Here is a 15,082-nt window from a genome sequence, read left to right as displayed (position 1 = left end):
GGCCAGCCGCTGCACGCCTACGACCGCGGCCTGGTCCAGGGCACGATCGGCGTGCGCCGGGCCGAGGCGGGCGAGAAGCTCACCACCCTCGACGGTGTCGAGCGCACGCTGGACGCCGAGGACCTGGTGATCACCGACGACCGCGGCCCGATCGGGCTCGCCGGTGTCATGGGTGGCGCCAACACGGAGATCGCCGACCACGACAACGCCGAGAACACGACGGCGGACGTCGTCATCGAGGCCGCGCACTTCGACGCGGTCTCCATCGCGCGCACGGCCCGCCGCCACAAGCTGTCCTCCGAGGCGTCCCGGCGCTTCGAGCGCGGCACCGACCCGCAGGCCGCCGCTGCCGCCGCGCAGCGCACCGTCGACCTGCTGGTGCTGCTCGCGGGCGGCACCGCCGAGGCCGGCGTCACCGAGGTCCTCGCCCCCTCCGCGCCGCGCACCATCACCATCCCGGCCGACCACCCGGACAAGGTCGCGGGTGTGGCCTACGGCCGCGAGACCGTCGTACGCCGCCTCCAGGAGGTCGGCTGCGACGTGTACGGGCAGGATGAGCTGGTCGTCACGGTGCCGTCCTGGCGGCCCGACCTCACCGACCCGAACGACCTGGCCGAAGAGGTCATCCGGCTGGAGGGCTACGAGAACCTGCCCTCCACGCTGCCCAAGCCGCCGGCCGGCCTCGGCCTGACGGACCGGCAGCGGCTGCACCGCCGCGTCGGCCGTGCCCTGGCCGGTGCCGGATACGTCGAGGCGCTGAACTACCCGTTCATCGGCGAGCAGGTCTTCGACCAGCTGGGCCTGGAAGCGGACGACCCGGCCCGCCGTGTCGTGAAGCTCAGCAACCCGCTGAGCGACGAGGAGCCCGCGCTGCGCACGTCGCTGCTGCCGGGTCTGCTCGCCGCCCTGCGCCGCAACGACGGCCGCGGCTCGCACGACCTCGCGCTGTTCGAGTCCGGTCTGGTCTTCCGGCCGCGCGAGGAGCAGCGGATCGCGGCCGTGCTGCCCGTCGACCGCCGCCCGACCGACGAGGAGCTCGCCGAGCTGAACGCCGCGCTGCCCGAGCAGCCGCGGCACGTGGCCGTGGTCCTCGCCGGTGCCCGCGAGCAGGCCGGCTGGTGGGGCAAGGGCCGTCCGGCCGACTGGGCCGACGCGGTCGAGGCCGCCCGGTCCGTCGCCCGTGAGGCCGGCGCCGAGCTCGTCATCCGCAAGGGGCAGTACGGCCCGTGGCACCCGGGGCGGTGCGCCGAGTTGGCGGTCACCGTGGACGGTGCCGAGCGGATCGTGGGGCACGCGGGCGAGCTGCATCCGCGGGTCGTCAAGGCCCTCGGTCTTCCGGCGCGCACCTGCGCGATGGAGATCGACCTGGACGCGGTGGAGACCGCCGGTGACGCCACTGCCGCGGCGCCTCGGATCTCCACGTTCCCCGTCGCCACGCAGGATGTCGCCCTGGTCGTCGACGCGTTCGTGCCGGCCGTGGACGTCGAGGCGGCGCTGCGGGACGGGGCCGGGGAACTGCTGGAGTCCATCCGGCTGTTCGACGTGTACGAGAACGCCGAGCAGTTGGGCGAGGGCCGGAAGTCGCTGGCGTACGCCTTGCGGTTCCGGGCATCCGACCGGACGCTGACCGTGGACGAGGCTTCCGCGGCCCGGGACGCGGCGGTTGCCCTCGCGGGGGAGCGCGTCGGGGCGGTGTTGCGGAGTTAGCGCCGTGGGGGGCCGCGCTTCGTTGCCGGCTGCCGGTACGCGGTGGCCGTCGCGCAGTTCCCCGCGCCCCTGAGAGAGGGGGGAGCAGCTCACTCGTTTGAGTGGTGCTGGTTGGTGATCCTCCCTCGTGGGTGTTGCCGTAGGCAGAATCGGACCGGCCCTACTGGGCCGGTCCGTCTGTGTGCTGTAAGGGCCTATTGGGGGGCCATCGGCATGATCCGCATCAGGGGTCGGGTGCGCAGCCTCGGTCTGCCCACGGTGTGGGGCGCGGCGGCCGTCACGTACAAGCTGGCCTGTCCGCTCGCCCAGGAGACCGGTCTCCAGGCGCGGATCGTCACCAGTGCCGTGTTCTTCGCGGTCGGGGCCGGGCTGATCCTGCAGGTGCGGCACGCGCTGATGCGTGAGCTGCGGCAGGCGCGCCGGGTCGCGGGTGCCGCGCAGCGCGCGCTGCTGCGGCCGCTGCCCTCGCGGGTCGACGGGCTGGACGTGGCGGCCGTCCAGGTCTCGGCGGAGCGTGGCGCCGCGGTCGGAGGCGACCTGTACGAGGTCGTCGCCACCGAGCACGGCGTCCGGGCCGTGATGGGTGACGTACGCGGGCACGGGATCGGCGCGCTCGGGACCGTCGCCGCAGTACTCGGCTGTTTCCGCGAGGCGGCGCACGACGAGGAGGACCTCGGCGGGGTGCTGCGCCGGCTGGAACGGGCCCTGGACCGCCATCTGCGCCAGGAGCATCCCGCGAGCGCCGCCGAGGAGTTCGTGACGCTGCTGCTCGTGGAGATCCGGCCCGACGGGGAGATGCTCGCCCTGAACTGCGGGCACCCGTGGCCGTACCGGCTCAGCCGTGGCCGGGTGGAGCAACTGGCCCCCGGTGACCCGCACCCGCCACTGGGCCTGTTCCCGCTGCCTGCCGTCCTGCCGACTGTGGACCTCGGGTACCTCGCACCAGGGGACGCCCTGTTCCTCCACACGGACGGCGCCCAGGACGCGCGGGACGCCCGTGGCCGGTTCTTCCCGCTGGGGAGTGCGCTGACGAGCGTCGCGGGCGACGGCCCGCTCTCTTCGCAGGGTGTCGTCGGCAGGATCTCAGCCTCCCTCCTCCACCACACGCGCGGCGAACCGCCGGACGACATCGCGCTGCTCGTGCTCACGAACAGCGGGGGGATGCCGTCAGGGGCGCGGGGAACTGCGCGATCGACCACGACGTGCCCGCAGTCGACCACACACCTCTGACACCGCGGCAAGAGAAGGCATCGCCGGCGGAGCCGTCCGCCCCGCCACGGAGTGTCGGGCAGGCAGCCGGGCGGACGGCGGTAACGGGCCGCCGCACTGTACGAGGGGGAGCCGGCGGCCCGGCCGGCCTCTTTCGAGGCAGTTCAGTCAACCGGCCCGACACGCAGAGCGACAGCGCGCACACCCTGCGGATTCGAGCACTCCGTTCACACCCCGTGTGAAGGCGGAACCACTACTCTGTCCGCACCGAGCCACCGGGGGGCCCACATGCAGCCCAACACTCTGCTCGACGCGATCCTGGACGAGGCCGGGATCTCGCACGCGGGGCTGGCCGCACACGTCAACCAGGCGGGACGGGCCCGTGGCCTGTCCCTGAGGTACGAACACACCGCCGTCGCCCGGTGGCTGAAGGGGCAGCGCCCTCGGGGCCAAGTGCCCGACCTGATCTGCGAAGTGCTCGCCGCCCGGCTGCAACGGCACGTCACCCTCGACGACATCGGCCTCGGCGTGCCCGGCGAGCCGTCCGCCCCGCACACCGGCACGCTGTCCGGGTTCGTCGAACGAGCCACCGCCCTGTGGCGCTCCGACCAGCAGCAGCGCCCGCACATCCTGGGCGCGCCCGCCCTCACCGGCACGCCCGCGGTGATGCCGGTGTGGGAGTGGGAGAACCCGCCCGAGGACGTGGACGTCTCGCGGGGCGGCAGACACCGGGTCACCGCGGGCGACCTGGAGATGCTGCGGGCCGCCCGTACGCACTACGAGCAGATGTACCGCAAGGCCGGGGGCATCGCCACACGGGCCCGGATCGTCGGCTTCCTCAACGCCGAGGCCGCACCGCTGCTGCGCGGCAGCTACACCGACGAGACCGGCCGCCAACTGCACCGGGCCACGGGCGGTTTGGTGGCGGTCGCCGGTATCTGCGCCTACGACTCCGACGCGCACGGGCTGGCCCAGCGCTACTTCCACCAGGCGCTGCGGCTGGCGAAGGCCAGCGGCGACCGGGGACTCGGGGCGTACGTCATCGCCCTGCTGGTCAACCAGTCGCTGTTCATGCGGGAGTACCGGCAGGCCGTCGCCTTCGCGGAGGCCGCGCTGCGGGCCGCCGGCAAGCACATCACCCCGGCGCTCGCCTCCGACCTGTACGCGATGCAGGCCAAGGCGTACGCGCATCTCGGTGACGGCACGAGCGCCCTGTCCCGCATCCGGCGGGCCGAGCAGGCGGCCGAGCGCATCCGGCGCGGCTACGAGCCGGACGAGACCGGCTATGTCCAGCCAGGGCTCGTGAACGTCCAGGTGGCGGAGGCGCTGCTGAGCCTGGGCGAGATCGCGGCCGCCGGGGAGCATGCCGCGGCCGCCGTGGACAACCCGGCGCACGACCGCGGCCGGGTGCACCGGCTGGCCATGCTCAGCACCATCGAGCTGCGGCAGGGCAACGCCGACAAGGCGGTGGCCATCGCCGTGCAGATGGCCGAGCAGGCCCGGGGCATGGAGTCCCAGCGGCTGCGCGACCGGCTGCGCGCGGTGCGGGAGCACCTGGTGCGCAGTGGCTGCGCGGGCACGGCCGAGGCCGCCGAACGCATCGACGGAGCACTGCGCGTACCGTTGTAGGTCCGGGTCGGCGTGCCCGTACCGCTCCGAGGCGCTTCCCGTGCGCCTGCTGCCCATCCGTCCCTGCTGCGATATTGCCACTTACTCGACGGAAGGTGGCAGAACCGTGCAGTGGACGAAACACAACGAACAAAGTGTGTACTCAAACCGCTGGTTCAGCGTCAATCTCGCGGATGTCGAACTGCCGGACGGCCGGCATCTGGACCACTTCCTCATACGGCTGCGGCCCGTCGCGGTGGCCACGGTCGTGAACGAGGCCAACGAGGTGCTGCTGCTCTGGCGGCACCGCTTCATCACCGACAGCTGGGGGTGGGAACTCGCGGCGGGAGTGGTCGAGGACGGTGAGGACATCGCCCGTGCGGCCGCCAGGGAACTGGAGGAGGAGACGGGCTGGCGGCCGGGACCCCTGCACCACCTCATGAGCGTGGAGCCGTCCAACGGGCTCACCGACGCCCGGCACCACGTGTACTGGGCCGACGAGGGCGAGTACGTCGGGCACCCCGTGGACGACTTCGAGTCGGACCGCCGGGAATGGGTGCCCCTCAAGCTCGTCCCCGACATGGTCGCCCGCGGCGAGGTCCCGGCCGCCAACATGGCGGCCGCGTTACTACTGCTGCACCATCTCAGGCCGGGTCAGGACACGTTGTCCTGAGCTAGCGTCCCAGTGCCTGCCAGATCGTCATGACGAGGGCACCCACGGCGGTGAGGGCGGCGACCGCGGGCAGCGGCCAGCGCGCGTGTTCCAGCGAGTTGATCCGGGTGTTGAGCTCGTCGAGTTCCTTGGCGGTCTCCTCGGTGCGATGGCTCAGCAGAGCCAGCCCGCCCTCGACGCGGGCGTAGGCCACGTCGAGGCGGCGCCGTAACTCTGCGAGTTCTCCATGGACGACGGGATGCTCGGGATCGGCGGTCACGAGTCCGCTCCTTTCCGTAGTCGTTTCACATCCCTTGCATGCGCATGAGGAGTCAACTCGCCTGGTGGGCGCCTGGGGAGAGTGTGCGTAGGGCATATGCGAGCCCGGCGCGCACACGGTGTGTGAATGCCGCGGACCCGGCACCAACTCCGGTGCCGGGTCCGCTGCTTGGCCGAAATCTGACCGTCCGTAACCGGCCTTGGGGGGGCGTCACCGCATGGCGAAGTGGATCGGTCAGGCGTACGTGTAGAAGCCCGAGCCCGTCTTGCGGCCCAGCCGGCCCGCGTCGACCATGCGCTGCAGGAGCGGGGGAGCGGCGTACAGGGGCTCCTTGTACTCCTCGTACATGGACTGCGCGACCGAGGCGACCGTGTCCAGGCCGATCAGGTCGGACAGCTTCAGGGGGCCCATCGGGTGGGCGCAGCCCATCTCCATGCCGTTGTCGATGTCCTCGCGGCTGGCGATGCCCGTCTCGAACATCCGGATCGCGGAGAGCAGGTACGGGATCAGCAGCGCGTTGACCACGAAGCCGGAGCGGTCCTGGGCGCGGATCGCGTGCTTGCCGAGCAGCTTCTCGGTGAAGAGCTGGGCGCGGCCGATGGTGCCCTCGGACGTGGTGAGCGCCGGGATCAGCTCGACGAGCTTCTGCACCGGGGCCGGGTTGAAGAAGTGGATGCCGATGACCTGGTCGGGGCGCGAGGTCGCGACCGCCAATTTCACCAGCGGGATCGAGGAGGTGTTGGACGCAAGGATCGCGTCAGGCCGGGTCACGACCTGGTCGAGCACCTGGAAGATCTCGGTCTTGACCTGCTCGTTCTCGACGACGGCCTCGATCACCAGGTCACGGTCGGCGAACTCGCCGAGGTCCGTGGTGAAGCTCAGGCGGGCCAGCGTGGCCTCCTTCTCCTCCTCGGTGATCTTGCCGCGTTCGGCTGCCTTGGCCAGGGAGGTGAACAGCCGGGTGCGGCCGATCTCCAGAGCCTCGCCGGTGGTCTCGGCGACCATGACGTCCAGGCCGGCCCGGGCGCACACCTCGGCGATGCCCGCGCCCATCTGACCGCAGCCCACGACTCCGACGCGTGCAATGTCTCCCGCTGGGATGTCCGTCACATCGTCCCTTTCGCTGCTGATCTACGTCCGGGCAGACCGGCCGGGTCCCGGCGCCTGCTCCGTTCGTGCACGTTACTCCGAAGTATCGATGATCGATCGCGGGGGGCGGGTCCCGCATCGGGCATGCTGGCCCCGGAGCGATCCGCGACCGGGCGGATCCGCGGCTTTTTGGGGCATGCGGATGGGACGAGTCTCACGCAGGGCGTTCGCGGTCGCGGCGCTGTCGGCTTTCACGATGATGCCTAAGGCGTCGGCCGCGAGCGGACGCCGCGGCGGGGCGCCGGGCTCCGAGATGCGGGGCGTCTGGATCGCGTCCGTGGCCAACCGCGACTGGCCGTCGAAGTCCGGGCTGACCGCGTCGCAGCAGCGCGCCGAGCTGCTCACCCATCTCGACACGGCGGTCCGCAACCGCCTCAACACCGTGTTCTTCCAGGTCCGGCCCACGGCGGACGCGATGTGGCCCTCGCCGTACGAGCCCTGGTCGCAGTACCTCACCGGCACCCAGGGCAAGGACCCCGGCTGGGATCCGCTGGGCACGGCCGTCCGGGAGGCGCACGCCCGGGGTCTTCAGCTGCACGCGTGGTTCAACCCGTACCGGATCGCCGCCCACGCCGACCCGGCCCGGCTCGCCGCCTCCCACCCGGCGCGCAAGAACCCGGACTGGGTGGTGACGTACGGCGGGAAGCTCTTCTACAACCCGGGGCTGCCCGAGGTCCGTGCTTTCGTCGAGGACGCGATGCTCGACGCGGTGGCGAAGTACGCCGTGGACGGCGTCCACTTCGACGACTACTTCTATCCCTACCCGGTGGCGGGGCAGACCTTCGACGACGACGACGCCTACGACGAGCACGGTGGCGCCTTCCCGGACCGGGCCGCCTGGCGGCGGGACAACATCGACCGGCTGGTGCGCGAGATCGCGGACCGGGTGAAGGAGGTCCGGCCGAGCGCCCGCTTCGGCATCAGCCCGTTCGGCGTGTGGCGCAACGCCTCGACGGACCCGGCCGGTTCGGACACCCGGGCCGGCGTCGAGACGTACGACGACCTGCACGCGGACACCCGGAAGTGGGTGCGCGAGGGCTGGATCGACTACATCGTCCCGCAGCTGTACTGGAACATCGGCTTCGCCGCCGCCGACTACGCGAAGCTGGTGCCCTGGTGGGCGAAGGTCGCGCGCGACAGCCCGACGCAGCTGTACGTGGGGGAGGCGCTGTACAAGGCCGGCGACCCTGCCCAGCCCGCGGCGTGGCAGGAGAGGGCTGAACTGTCCCGGCATCTGACGCTGGCCGGGGAGTACGCGCAGGTGCGCGGACACGTCTACTTCGCCGCCAGGGACGTGGCGGCCGACCGGATCGGGGCGATGGCGCGGGTGGTCGCCGACCACTACGGGCAGCCGGCGCCGCCCCCGCGCCGAGTCGGCTCGCGCTGAGGCGCCACAGGGGGGAGGGCACCCTGCGTCGAGTCGGCCGCGGGGGTGCCACCCCGCGTCGAGTCGCCTCGCGCAGTGCCCGGCGTAGGGGATGCCCGCGCTGAGTCGCTGCCGCCCCCTACGGGCAGCCGGCGTCACCCCCGCGCCGAGTCACGGTCCGGTCGTGGTCTCCCGGTGCCGGATCTCCGTGTCGGGTCCCGGCGAGCACACGCCCTCGTGCCCGTCCTCGAACCGGACGCGGTACGGGGGGTTGCCCTCCTGGCCGAGCACTTCGACGATCTCGCCGATCTTGTCGTGCTGACCGACCACCCTGCCGTGCTGGACAAGCTGGTCGCCCACGATTGCGCGCATCTGGGGCCTCCTCACCATGTGCGGAGCAGCGGTCCGTGGCCTTGAGTCCACGGCGGGGTGCGCCCGTCGGCAGTGGCCGCGCACGCTCCCCGCTCATCCGCGTGATCGCTGTGTGACGGCGATGCAGACCAGCACCGCCGCGGCCGTCAGCGGGGCGGCGACCGGGAGGTGTTCGCCCAGCAGCAGCACCGACCACACCAGTGTGAGCAGCGGCTGGGCGAGCTGCAACTGGCTGGCCTTGGGGATGCCGATGGCGGCCATGCCGCGGTACCAGACGACCAGCCCGACGAACTGCGAGCCCGCCGCGACCCACAGCAGTCCGGTGACGCTGTGCGCGGTCAGCCGCACGGGTTCGTGTGCCAGGGCGATCGAGGCGACCGGCACGGTCAGGGGCAGGCACAGCACCAGCGCCCAGCCGATCACCTGCCAGCCCGGCATGACCCGGGCCAGTCGGCCGCCCTCGGTGTAGCCGGCCGCGCAGACCAGCAGCGCGGCGAACAGGTACAGGTCGGCGGTGGTCAGGGCGCCGCCGCTCTGCTGCACGGTGAAGGCCAGGACCGCCGCCGCGCCCGCCAGGGCGGCGGTCCAGAAGGTGCGCGAGGGCCGGGTGCCGACGCGCAGGGCCGAGAAGAGCGCCGTGGTGAGGGGGAGCAGACCGACCACGACGGCTGCGTGCGCGGTGGTGGAGGTCTCCAGCGCCAGCGTGGTCAGCAGCGGGAAGCCGAGGACCACGCCGGCTCCGACCACGGCGAGGCCGGGCCAGTGCCGTCGGGCGGGCAGCGGTACCCGCAGCGCCAGCAGGGCGGTGCCCGCGATCACCGCGGCCAGCACGCTCCGCACGGCGACCAGCGACCAGGGCCCGAACCCCTCCAGCCCCCAGGCGGTCGCGGGGAACGTGAGGGAGAAGGCGACGACGCCGAGGGCCGCCTGGAGCGTGCCGAAGCCGTGACTCTCCTGGCCCGGAGTGGCGACTGCTATCGCGGGCGCTGCGGTAGCGCTACTCTGTGCTCTCATGCAAGAGCGTAGCAGTGTGGTTGACCTGGTGGAACAACTGCGGCGGGAGCTCGACCGCTACTCACCCGGTGGAAAGCTCCCCTCGAGCCGGGCTCTGGTCGAGCGGTTCCGGGTGAGCCCGGTGACGGTGTCGCGGGCCCTGGCGCAGCTCGCCGCCGAGGGCCTGGTGGTCACCCGGCCCGGCGCGGGCGCGTTCCGCGCGCAGGCCCGGACGGCACCGGCCCCGGCGGGGGACACCTCCTGGCAGGAGGTCGCGCTCAGCGCCGACGGCGCCGCAGACCTCGTGCCGCGCTCGGTCGACGCCTCCGGGGTGCTGGTGTCGCTGGCCGCGCCGCCGCCCGGCGTGATCGAGTTCAACGGCGGCTATCTGCACCCGTCCTTGCAGCCCGAGCGGGCGATGGCCGCCGCCCTCTCGCGGGCCGGGCGCCGTCCCGGTGCCTGGGGACGCCCGCCCATGGAGGGGCTGCCGGAGCTGCGTGAGTGGTTCGCGCGGAGCATCGGCGGCGCTGTCACGGCCGCCGAGGTGCTGATCACCGCGGGCGGGCAGTCCGCGCTCACCACCGCCCTGCGCGCCCTCGCCCCGCCCGGCGCACCCGTCCTGGTCGAGTCGCCCACCTACCCGGGCATGCTCGCCATCGCCCGCGCCGCCGGCCTGCGTCCCGTGCCCGTTCCGGTGGACGCCGACGGCGTGCGGCCGGAGCTGCTGGCGGACGCCTTCCGGGCCACCGGCGCCCCGGCCTTCGTCTGCCAGCCGCTCTTCCAGAACCCCACCGGCGCCGTGCTCGCGCCCGAGCGGCGCGCCGAGGTGCTGCGCATCGCCCGGGAGGCGGGCGCGTTCGTCGTCGAGGACGACTTCGTGCGGCGGCTGGTGCACGAGGACGCGGGGCCGCTGCCGCGCCCGCTGGCCGCCGACGACCCCGACGGCGTCGTCGTCCACGTCTCCTCGCTGACCAAGGCGACCTCGCCGAGCTTCCGGGTGAGTGCCCTGGCCGCCCGCGGTCCGGTCCTGGAACGGCTGCGCGCCATCCAGGTCGTCGACACGTTCTTCGTGCCGCGCCCCCTCCAGGAGGCCGCCCTCGAACTCGTCGGCTCGCCCGCCTGGCCGCGTCATCTGCGGGCCGTCTCCGCGGAGTTGAAGGCCCGCCGGGACGCGATGACCGGCGCCCTCGCCCTGCACCTGCCGGAACTCGCCCTGCCGCACGTCCCGTCCGGCGGCTACCACCTGTGGCCACGCCTGCCCGACGGCACGGACGAGTCGGCCCTGACCTCCGCGGCCCTGCGCGCCGGCGTCGCCCTCGCGCCCGGCCGTCCGTACTTCAGCGCCGAACCCCCGGCCGCGCACGTCCGGCTGAGCTTCGCGGCGGTCGCGGGGACCGGGGAGATCGCGGAGGGCGTACGCAGGCTGCGTACGGCCTGGGACGAGGTGCCGGGATAACCGCTCGACGCGCCTTCGGGCGGCCTGCGAGCATCGCGGACATGACCGACACGCCGAGCCTGCCCGAGGGCTACGAGATCTCCACCGACCCCGCCCGCGTCGACCGCGAGCGCGTGCACCACTGGCTGTCCACCGACGCCTACTGGGCGCTGGGACGCCCCCGGGGGACGCAGGACCGGGCGATCGAGGGGTCACTCAACTTCGGGGTCTTCGACACGGTGTCGGGGGAGCAGGTCGCGTATGCCCGGGTGATCACCGACCGGGCGACGTTCGGGTGGCTGTGCGACGTGTACGTCGATCCGTCGGTGCGCGGCAAGGGCGTCGGAAGCGCGCTCGTGGCCGCCGTGCGGGAAGAGCTGCGATCGTTCGGAGTGCGGCGGGTGCTGCTCGCCACCCAGGACGCGCACGGGGTGTACGAGAGGCTCGGATTCGCCCCCCTGGAGCGGCCCGAGCAGTGGATGGCGCTCATCTTCGGCCGGTGAGGGCCCAGGCACCCTGGGTAACTCGTAGGTAACAGCTCTTGACCTGCGTACTTGCTGCGCCCACGATCGCCGCATGCCACTTCGGGTCACCTTCGTCGCCGCCGCGCGCAGCTCTCCGCTGCTCGCCGAGCGTTTCGAGGACGACCGGCCGCTGGACCAGGCCGGCTGGGGCGAGGTGGAGCGCGCCGCCCGGGAACTGCTGCCGCTCGCCGCGGCCGAACTGCGCTACTGCTCGCCGACCCCGCGCAGCCGGGCGACGGGGGAGGGGCTCGGATACGCGCCGCTGGTGCAGCTCGGCCTGCGCGACTGCGACATGGGCCGGTGGCGCGGGCTGACCCTGGGCGAGGCGATGGCCCGGGAGCCGGAGGCCGTGGACGCCTGGCTCGCCGACCCCCGTGCCACACCGCACGGGGGTGAGTCGCTGGTCGACTTCATCACCCGCGTCGGCGGCTGGCTCGACACCCGGCCCGTGGAGGACGGCTGCCGGGTCGTGGCGGTGGCCGAGCCCTCCGTGATCCGGGCGGCCCTGGTGTACGCCCTGAAGGCACCGCCGTCGACGTACTGGAACATCGACGTCCGCCCGCTGTCGACGACGGCCGTGACGGGCCGGGCGGGACGCTGGAACCTGCGCTTCGACGGCGGGGTGCCGGCTCAGCCCTCGCGCGCGTAGTCGGTCCGCAGGACCAGCTCCTTGGCGGGGCCCCGGACGCGCCACACCGTCCGCCAGTGGTCGCTGTCGCGGACGGTGAACTCGCCTCGGTAGAGGTCCGCCGCGCAGGGATGGTCGGTGACATGCCGGCCGGACGTCAGGTCCAGGTCGTGGAACGGCCGGCCGTCGGCGAACCGCACGTCCGCCGTGCCGTCCGGGCCGGGCAGAAAGCGCAGGGTCCGCTCGGCGGGCCGGGCGACGCCCTGCCAGACGAAGGTGCCGGACTCGAGGTGCAGCAGCCCGCCGGGCCTCTCCGTGTCCTCACGGAACTCGGTGGTTCCGGTGAACTCCCCTTCCGTGCCGCTCGCGAGATCCCGCACCGACCGCGACACCCTCCAGCGCCCCGCCAGATACGCCAGTGCGTCCGGCACTGGCCAGAACTCGCCCATCCTGCTCCGCTCTCCGTCCCGGCGGTGCCGTGCGACCCATTGACGCGCCTCCGCCCCCTCCCTATCTTGCCGTTCGAAGTGCTGATCAATGTCTGATATTTCGAACACTCCTCTACCAGAGAGCCGCGGAGTATCCATGCCACGCACCGCCGCCCGCACCCGAGGGAGAGTCGGCCTCACGGCCACCGCCCTCCTGACGGCAGCAGCCCTCGTACCGGCCCCCGCGCACGCCGAGGACGTCACCGACTACGCGATCACCGTCGACCCGTCCGCCCAGGGCGCGAAGATCGACGACACGATGTACGGCGTCTTCTTCGAGGACATCAACCGGGCCGCCGACGGCGGTCTGTACGCCGAGCTCGTGCAGAACCGGTCCTTCGAGTACTCCACCGCCGACAACGGCTCCTACACGCCCCTGACCTCCTGGACGGTCGGCGGCACCGCACAGGTCGTGAACGACTCCGGCCGCCTCAACGAGCGCAACCGCAACTACCTCTCCCTGGGTGCCGGTTCAGCCGTCACGAACGCCGGTTACAACACGGGCATCCGGGTCGAGCAGGGCAAGCGGTACGACTTCTCCGTGTGGGCCCGCGCCGAGAGCGGCACCACGCTCACGGTCTCGCTGAAGGACACGGCGGGCGCGCTCGCCACCGCCCGGCAGGTCGCCGTGAAGGGCGGCTGGGCCAAGTACAAGGCCACGTTCACGGCGACCCGCACGAGCAATCGCGGCCGGCTCACCGTCGCCGCGTCGAACGCCGCCGCGCTCGACGAGGTGTCGCTGTTCCCGCGCGAGACGTACAAGAACCAGCCGAACGGCCTGCGCAAGGACCTCGCCGAGAAGATCGCCGCCCTGAAGCCCGGGTTCGTGCGCTTCCCCGGCGGCTGCCTGGTCAACACCGGCTCCATGGAGGACTACAGCGAGGCCTCGAACTGGCAGCGCAAGCGCAGCTACCAGTGGAAGGACACCATCGGACCCGTAGAGCAGCGCGCCACGAACGCCAACGTCTGGGGCTACAACCAGAGCTACGGCCTCGGCTACTACGAGTACTTCCGCTTCTCCGAGGACATCGGCGCCATGCCGCTGCCCGTCGTCCCCGCTCTGGTGACCGGCTGCGGCCAGAACAAGGCCACCGAAGACGAGGCGCTGCTCAGGCGGCACATCCAGGACACCCTCGACCTCATCGAGTTCGCCAACGGACCGGCGACCTCGAAGTGGGGCAAGGTGCGCGCACAGATGGGCCACCCCAAGCCCTTCCACCTCACCCACCTCGGGGTCGGCAACGAGGAGAACCTCCCGAAGGAGTTCTTCGCCCGCTTCGAGCGGTTCCGGGCGGCCGTCAAGGCGAAGTACCCGGACATCACCGTCATCTCCAACTCGGGCCCCGACGACGCCGGCACGACCTTCGACACCGCCTGGCAGCTCAACCGCGAGGGCAAGGTCGACATGGTCGACGAGCACTACTACAACAGCCCGAACTGGTTCCTGCAGAACAACGACCGCTACGACTCCTACGACAGGAACGGCCCCAAGGTCTTCCTCGGCGAGTACGCCTCCCAGGGCAACGCCTGGAAGAACGGCCTGTCCGAGGCCGCCTTCATGACCGGCCTGGAGCGCAACGCGGACGTCGTCAAACTCGCCTCGTACGCCCCGCTGCTCGCCAACGAGGACTACGTGCAGTGGCGCCCGGACATGATCTGGTTCAACAACCGGGCCTCCTGGAACTCGGCCAACTACGAGGTCCAGAGGCTGTTCATGAACAACGTCGGCGACCGCGTCGTCCCCTCGAAGGCCACCACGACCCCGGACGTCAGCGGCCCCATCACCGGCGCCGTCGGCCTGTCGACGTGGGCGACCAGCGCCGCGTACGACGACGTGAAGGTCACCTCGGCGGACGGCTCGACCCTGCTGAGCGACGACTTCTCCGGTGACGCCTCGAAGTGGACGGGCAGCGGCCGCGGCAGCTGGAGCATCCAGGACGGGAGCTACGTCCAGACCGACACCGCCGCCGAGAACACCATGGTCACGGCGGGCGACCCGGCCTGGAAGGACTACGACCTGCATGTGAAGGCCACCAAGAAGTCCGGCAAGGAGGGCTTCCTCGTCGCCTTCGGCGTCAAGGACACCGGCAACTACTACTGGTGGAACCTGGGCGGCTGGAACAACACCCAGTCCGCGATCGAACAGGCCGTGGACGGCGGCAAGGGCACCCTGATGACGAAGCCCGGGTCGATCGAGACCGGCCGTGCCTACGACATCGACATCAAGGTCCGCGGCCGCCAGGTCACCCTCTTCCTCGACGGCAAGGAGTGGGGCAGCTTCAAGGACGACAAGCCGGCCGAGCCGTTCCGCCAGGTCGTCACCGAGGACGCGAAGACCGGTGACCTGATCGTCAAGGTCGTCAACGCCCAGTCGGCGGAGGCCCGCACGGCCGTCGACCTCGGTGGTGCCAAGGTCGCCTCCACGGCCCGCGTCACCACGCTGGCCGCCGACGAGGACGCGGTGAACACCGAGACGGACACGCCGGTGACGCCGGTGACGTCCACGTTCCGGGGCGTGGCCACGAAGTTCACGTACACCTTCCCGGCGAACTCCGTGACGTTCCTGAGGATCAAGCAGAACTAGGACCCGCCGGTGTGGGCCTCCCGGTACGGCGCGTCTCGTCGGGGGGGCCTCCAACGTAGCAAAGCCGCACGGCATGACGAAGGGGCC

14 protein-coding genes are annotated in these 15,082 nt (G+C 72.0%); 9 read left to right on the top strand and 5 right to left on the bottom strand.

Annotated elements, in window-relative coordinates:
* The 4 genes from ABT116_RS30395 to ABT116_RS30380 all read left to right on the top strand — a co-directional run.
* Positions 1-1,707 (top strand): phenylalanine--tRNA ligase subunit beta (locus ABT116_RS30395; protein ID WP_351640440.1); only part of this gene is annotated, 1,707 nt, incomplete at its 5' end.
* A 213-nt stretch (positions 1,708-1,920) separates the two neighbouring features.
* Positions 1,921-2,937 (top strand): PP2C family protein-serine/threonine phosphatase, encoded by a 1,017-nt coding sequence (locus ABT116_RS30390; protein ID WP_351640438.1) that lies wholly within the window; start codon positions 1,921-1,923, stop codon positions 2,935-2,937.
* Between the two features lie 267 nt (positions 2,938-3,204).
* Entirely contained in the window at positions 3,205-4,545 is a 1,341-nt protein-coding gene (locus ABT116_RS30385) for an NsdA family TPR-like regulatory protein (RefSeq protein WP_351640436.1), read from the top strand.
* Between the two features lie 106 nt (positions 4,546-4,651).
* On the top strand, positions 4,652-5,197 hold the full coding sequence (locus tag ABT116_RS30380) for an NUDIX hydrolase (RefSeq protein ID WP_351640434.1): 546 nt from the start codon (positions 4,652-4,654) through the stop codon (positions 5,195-5,197).
* A 1-nt stretch (position 5,198) separates the two neighbouring features.
* Here the strand turns inward: ABT116_RS30380 and ABT116_RS30375 are convergent, their stop codons facing one another.
* Positions 5,199-5,456 (bottom strand): hypothetical protein, encoded by a 258-nt coding sequence (locus ABT116_RS30375; protein ID WP_351640432.1) that lies wholly within the window; start codon positions 5,454-5,456, stop codon positions 5,199-5,201.
* Between the two features lie 234 nt (positions 5,457-5,690).
* The gene (locus ABT116_RS30370; protein WP_351640430.1) at positions 5,691-6,566 is read right to left on the bottom strand and encodes a 3-hydroxybutyryl-CoA dehydrogenase; all 876 of its coding nucleotides are present in this window, start codon (positions 6,564-6,566) and stop codon (positions 5,691-5,693) included.
* 181 nt (positions 6,567-6,747) lie between these two features.
* Here ABT116_RS30370 and ABT116_RS30365 point away from each other — a divergent pair, with 181 nt between their 5' ends.
* Entirely contained in the window at positions 6,748-7,992 is a 1,245-nt protein-coding gene (locus ABT116_RS30365) for a glycoside hydrolase family 10-like protein (protein ID WP_351640428.1), read from the top strand.
* A gap of 150 nt (positions 7,993-8,142) precedes the next feature.
* On the opposite strand, the gene ABT116_RS30360 is transcribed toward ABT116_RS30365, so the two are convergent.
* The gene (locus ABT116_RS30360) at positions 8,143-8,343 is read right to left on the bottom strand and encodes a DUF1918 domain-containing protein (RefSeq protein WP_351640427.1); all 201 of its coding nucleotides are present in this window, start codon (positions 8,341-8,343) and stop codon (positions 8,143-8,145) included.
* A 93-nt stretch (positions 8,344-8,436) separates the two neighbouring features.
* Complete coding sequence (locus ABT116_RS30355; protein WP_351640425.1) at positions 8,437-9,357, bottom strand: DMT family transporter; 921 nt, start codon at positions 9,355-9,357, stop codon at positions 8,437-8,439.
* Between ABT116_RS30355 and ABT116_RS30350 the strand changes: the two genes are divergently transcribed.
* The 3 genes from ABT116_RS30350 to ABT116_RS30340 all read left to right on the top strand — a co-directional run bounded on the left by ABT116_RS30350 (position 9,356) and on the right by ABT116_RS30340 (position 11,944).
* Positions 9,356-10,792, top strand: coding sequence for an aminotransferase-like domain-containing protein (locus ABT116_RS30350; RefSeq protein ID WP_351640423.1), 1,437 nt, complete (start codon positions 9,356-9,358; stop codon positions 10,790-10,792). The genes ABT116_RS30355 and ABT116_RS30350 overlap by 2 nt on opposite strands.
* A 41-nt stretch (positions 10,793-10,833) precedes the next feature.
* Entirely contained in the window at positions 10,834-11,274 is a 441-nt protein-coding gene (locus ABT116_RS30345; protein ID WP_351640421.1) for a GNAT family N-acetyltransferase, read from the top strand.
* A 73-nt stretch (positions 11,275-11,347) separates the two neighbouring features.
* On the top strand, positions 11,348-11,944 hold the full coding sequence (locus ABT116_RS30340; RefSeq protein WP_351640419.1) for a histidine phosphatase family protein: 597 nt from the start codon (positions 11,348-11,350) through the stop codon (positions 11,942-11,944).
* On the opposite strand, the gene ABT116_RS30335 is transcribed toward ABT116_RS30340, so the two are convergent.
* Positions 11,926-12,372 carry a DUF6314 family protein gene (locus tag ABT116_RS30335; RefSeq protein ID WP_351640417.1) on the bottom strand — a complete coding sequence of 149 codons (447 nt, stop codon included), beginning with the start codon at positions 12,370-12,372 and terminating at the stop codon, positions 11,926-11,928. The two genes, ABT116_RS30340 and ABT116_RS30335, sit on opposite strands and share 19 nt — an antisense overlap.
* A gap of 136 nt (positions 12,373-12,508) precedes the next feature.
* On the opposite strand from ABT116_RS30335, the gene ABT116_RS30330 reads away from it, so the two are divergent.
* On the top strand, positions 12,509-14,995 hold the full coding sequence (locus ABT116_RS30330; RefSeq protein ID WP_351640415.1) for an alpha-L-arabinofuranosidase family protein: 2,487 nt from the start codon (positions 12,509-12,511) through the stop codon (positions 14,993-14,995).
* The last annotated feature ends 87 nt before the right edge of the window (positions 14,996-15,082 follow it).

Source organism: Streptomyces sp. NPDC002130, from assembly GCF_040296465.1.
In the GTDB taxonomy this organism is placed as follows: Bacteria; Actinomycetota; Actinomycetes; order Streptomycetales; family Streptomycetaceae; genus Streptomyces.
The sequence above is the reverse complement of the archived record's forward strand: the minus strand, read 5'-3'. Positions and strand labels throughout refer to the sequence as shown.

Coding starts and splice junctions, on each gene's coding strand:
- ABT116_RS30360 (WP_351640427.1), bottom strand. CDS start 8,343: ATGCGCGCAATCGTGGGCGACCAGCTTGTCCAGCACGGCAGGGTGGTC.
- ABT116_RS30365 (WP_351640428.1), top strand. CDS start 6,748: ATGGGACGAGTCTCACGCAGGGCGTTCGCGGTCGCGGCGCTGTCGGCT.
- ABT116_RS30390 (WP_351640438.1), top strand. CDS start 1,921: ATGATCCGCATCAGGGGTCGGGTGCGCAGCCTCGGTCTGCCCACGGTG.
- ABT116_RS30355 (WP_351640425.1), bottom strand. CDS start 9,357: ATGAGAGCACAGAGTAGCGCTACCGCAGCGCCCGCGATAGCAGTCGCC.
- ABT116_RS30335 (WP_351640417.1), bottom strand. CDS start 12,372: ATGGGCGAGTTCTGGCCAGTGCCGGACGCACTGGCGTATCTGGCGGGG.
- ABT116_RS30345 (WP_351640421.1), top strand. CDS start 10,834: ATGACCGACACGCCGAGCCTGCCCGAGGGCTACGAGATCTCCACCGAC.
- ABT116_RS30385 (WP_351640436.1), top strand. CDS start 3,205: ATGCAGCCCAACACTCTGCTCGACGCGATCCTGGACGAGGCCGGGATC.
- ABT116_RS30330 (WP_351640415.1), top strand. CDS start 12,509: ATGCCACGCACCGCCGCCCGCACCCGAGGGAGAGTCGGCCTCACGGCC.
- ABT116_RS30340 (WP_351640419.1), top strand. CDS start 11,348: ATGCCACTTCGGGTCACCTTCGTCGCCGCCGCGCGCAGCTCTCCGCTG.
- ABT116_RS30350 (WP_351640423.1), top strand. CDS start 9,356: ATGCAAGAGCGTAGCAGTGTGGTTGACCTGGTGGAACAACTGCGGCGG.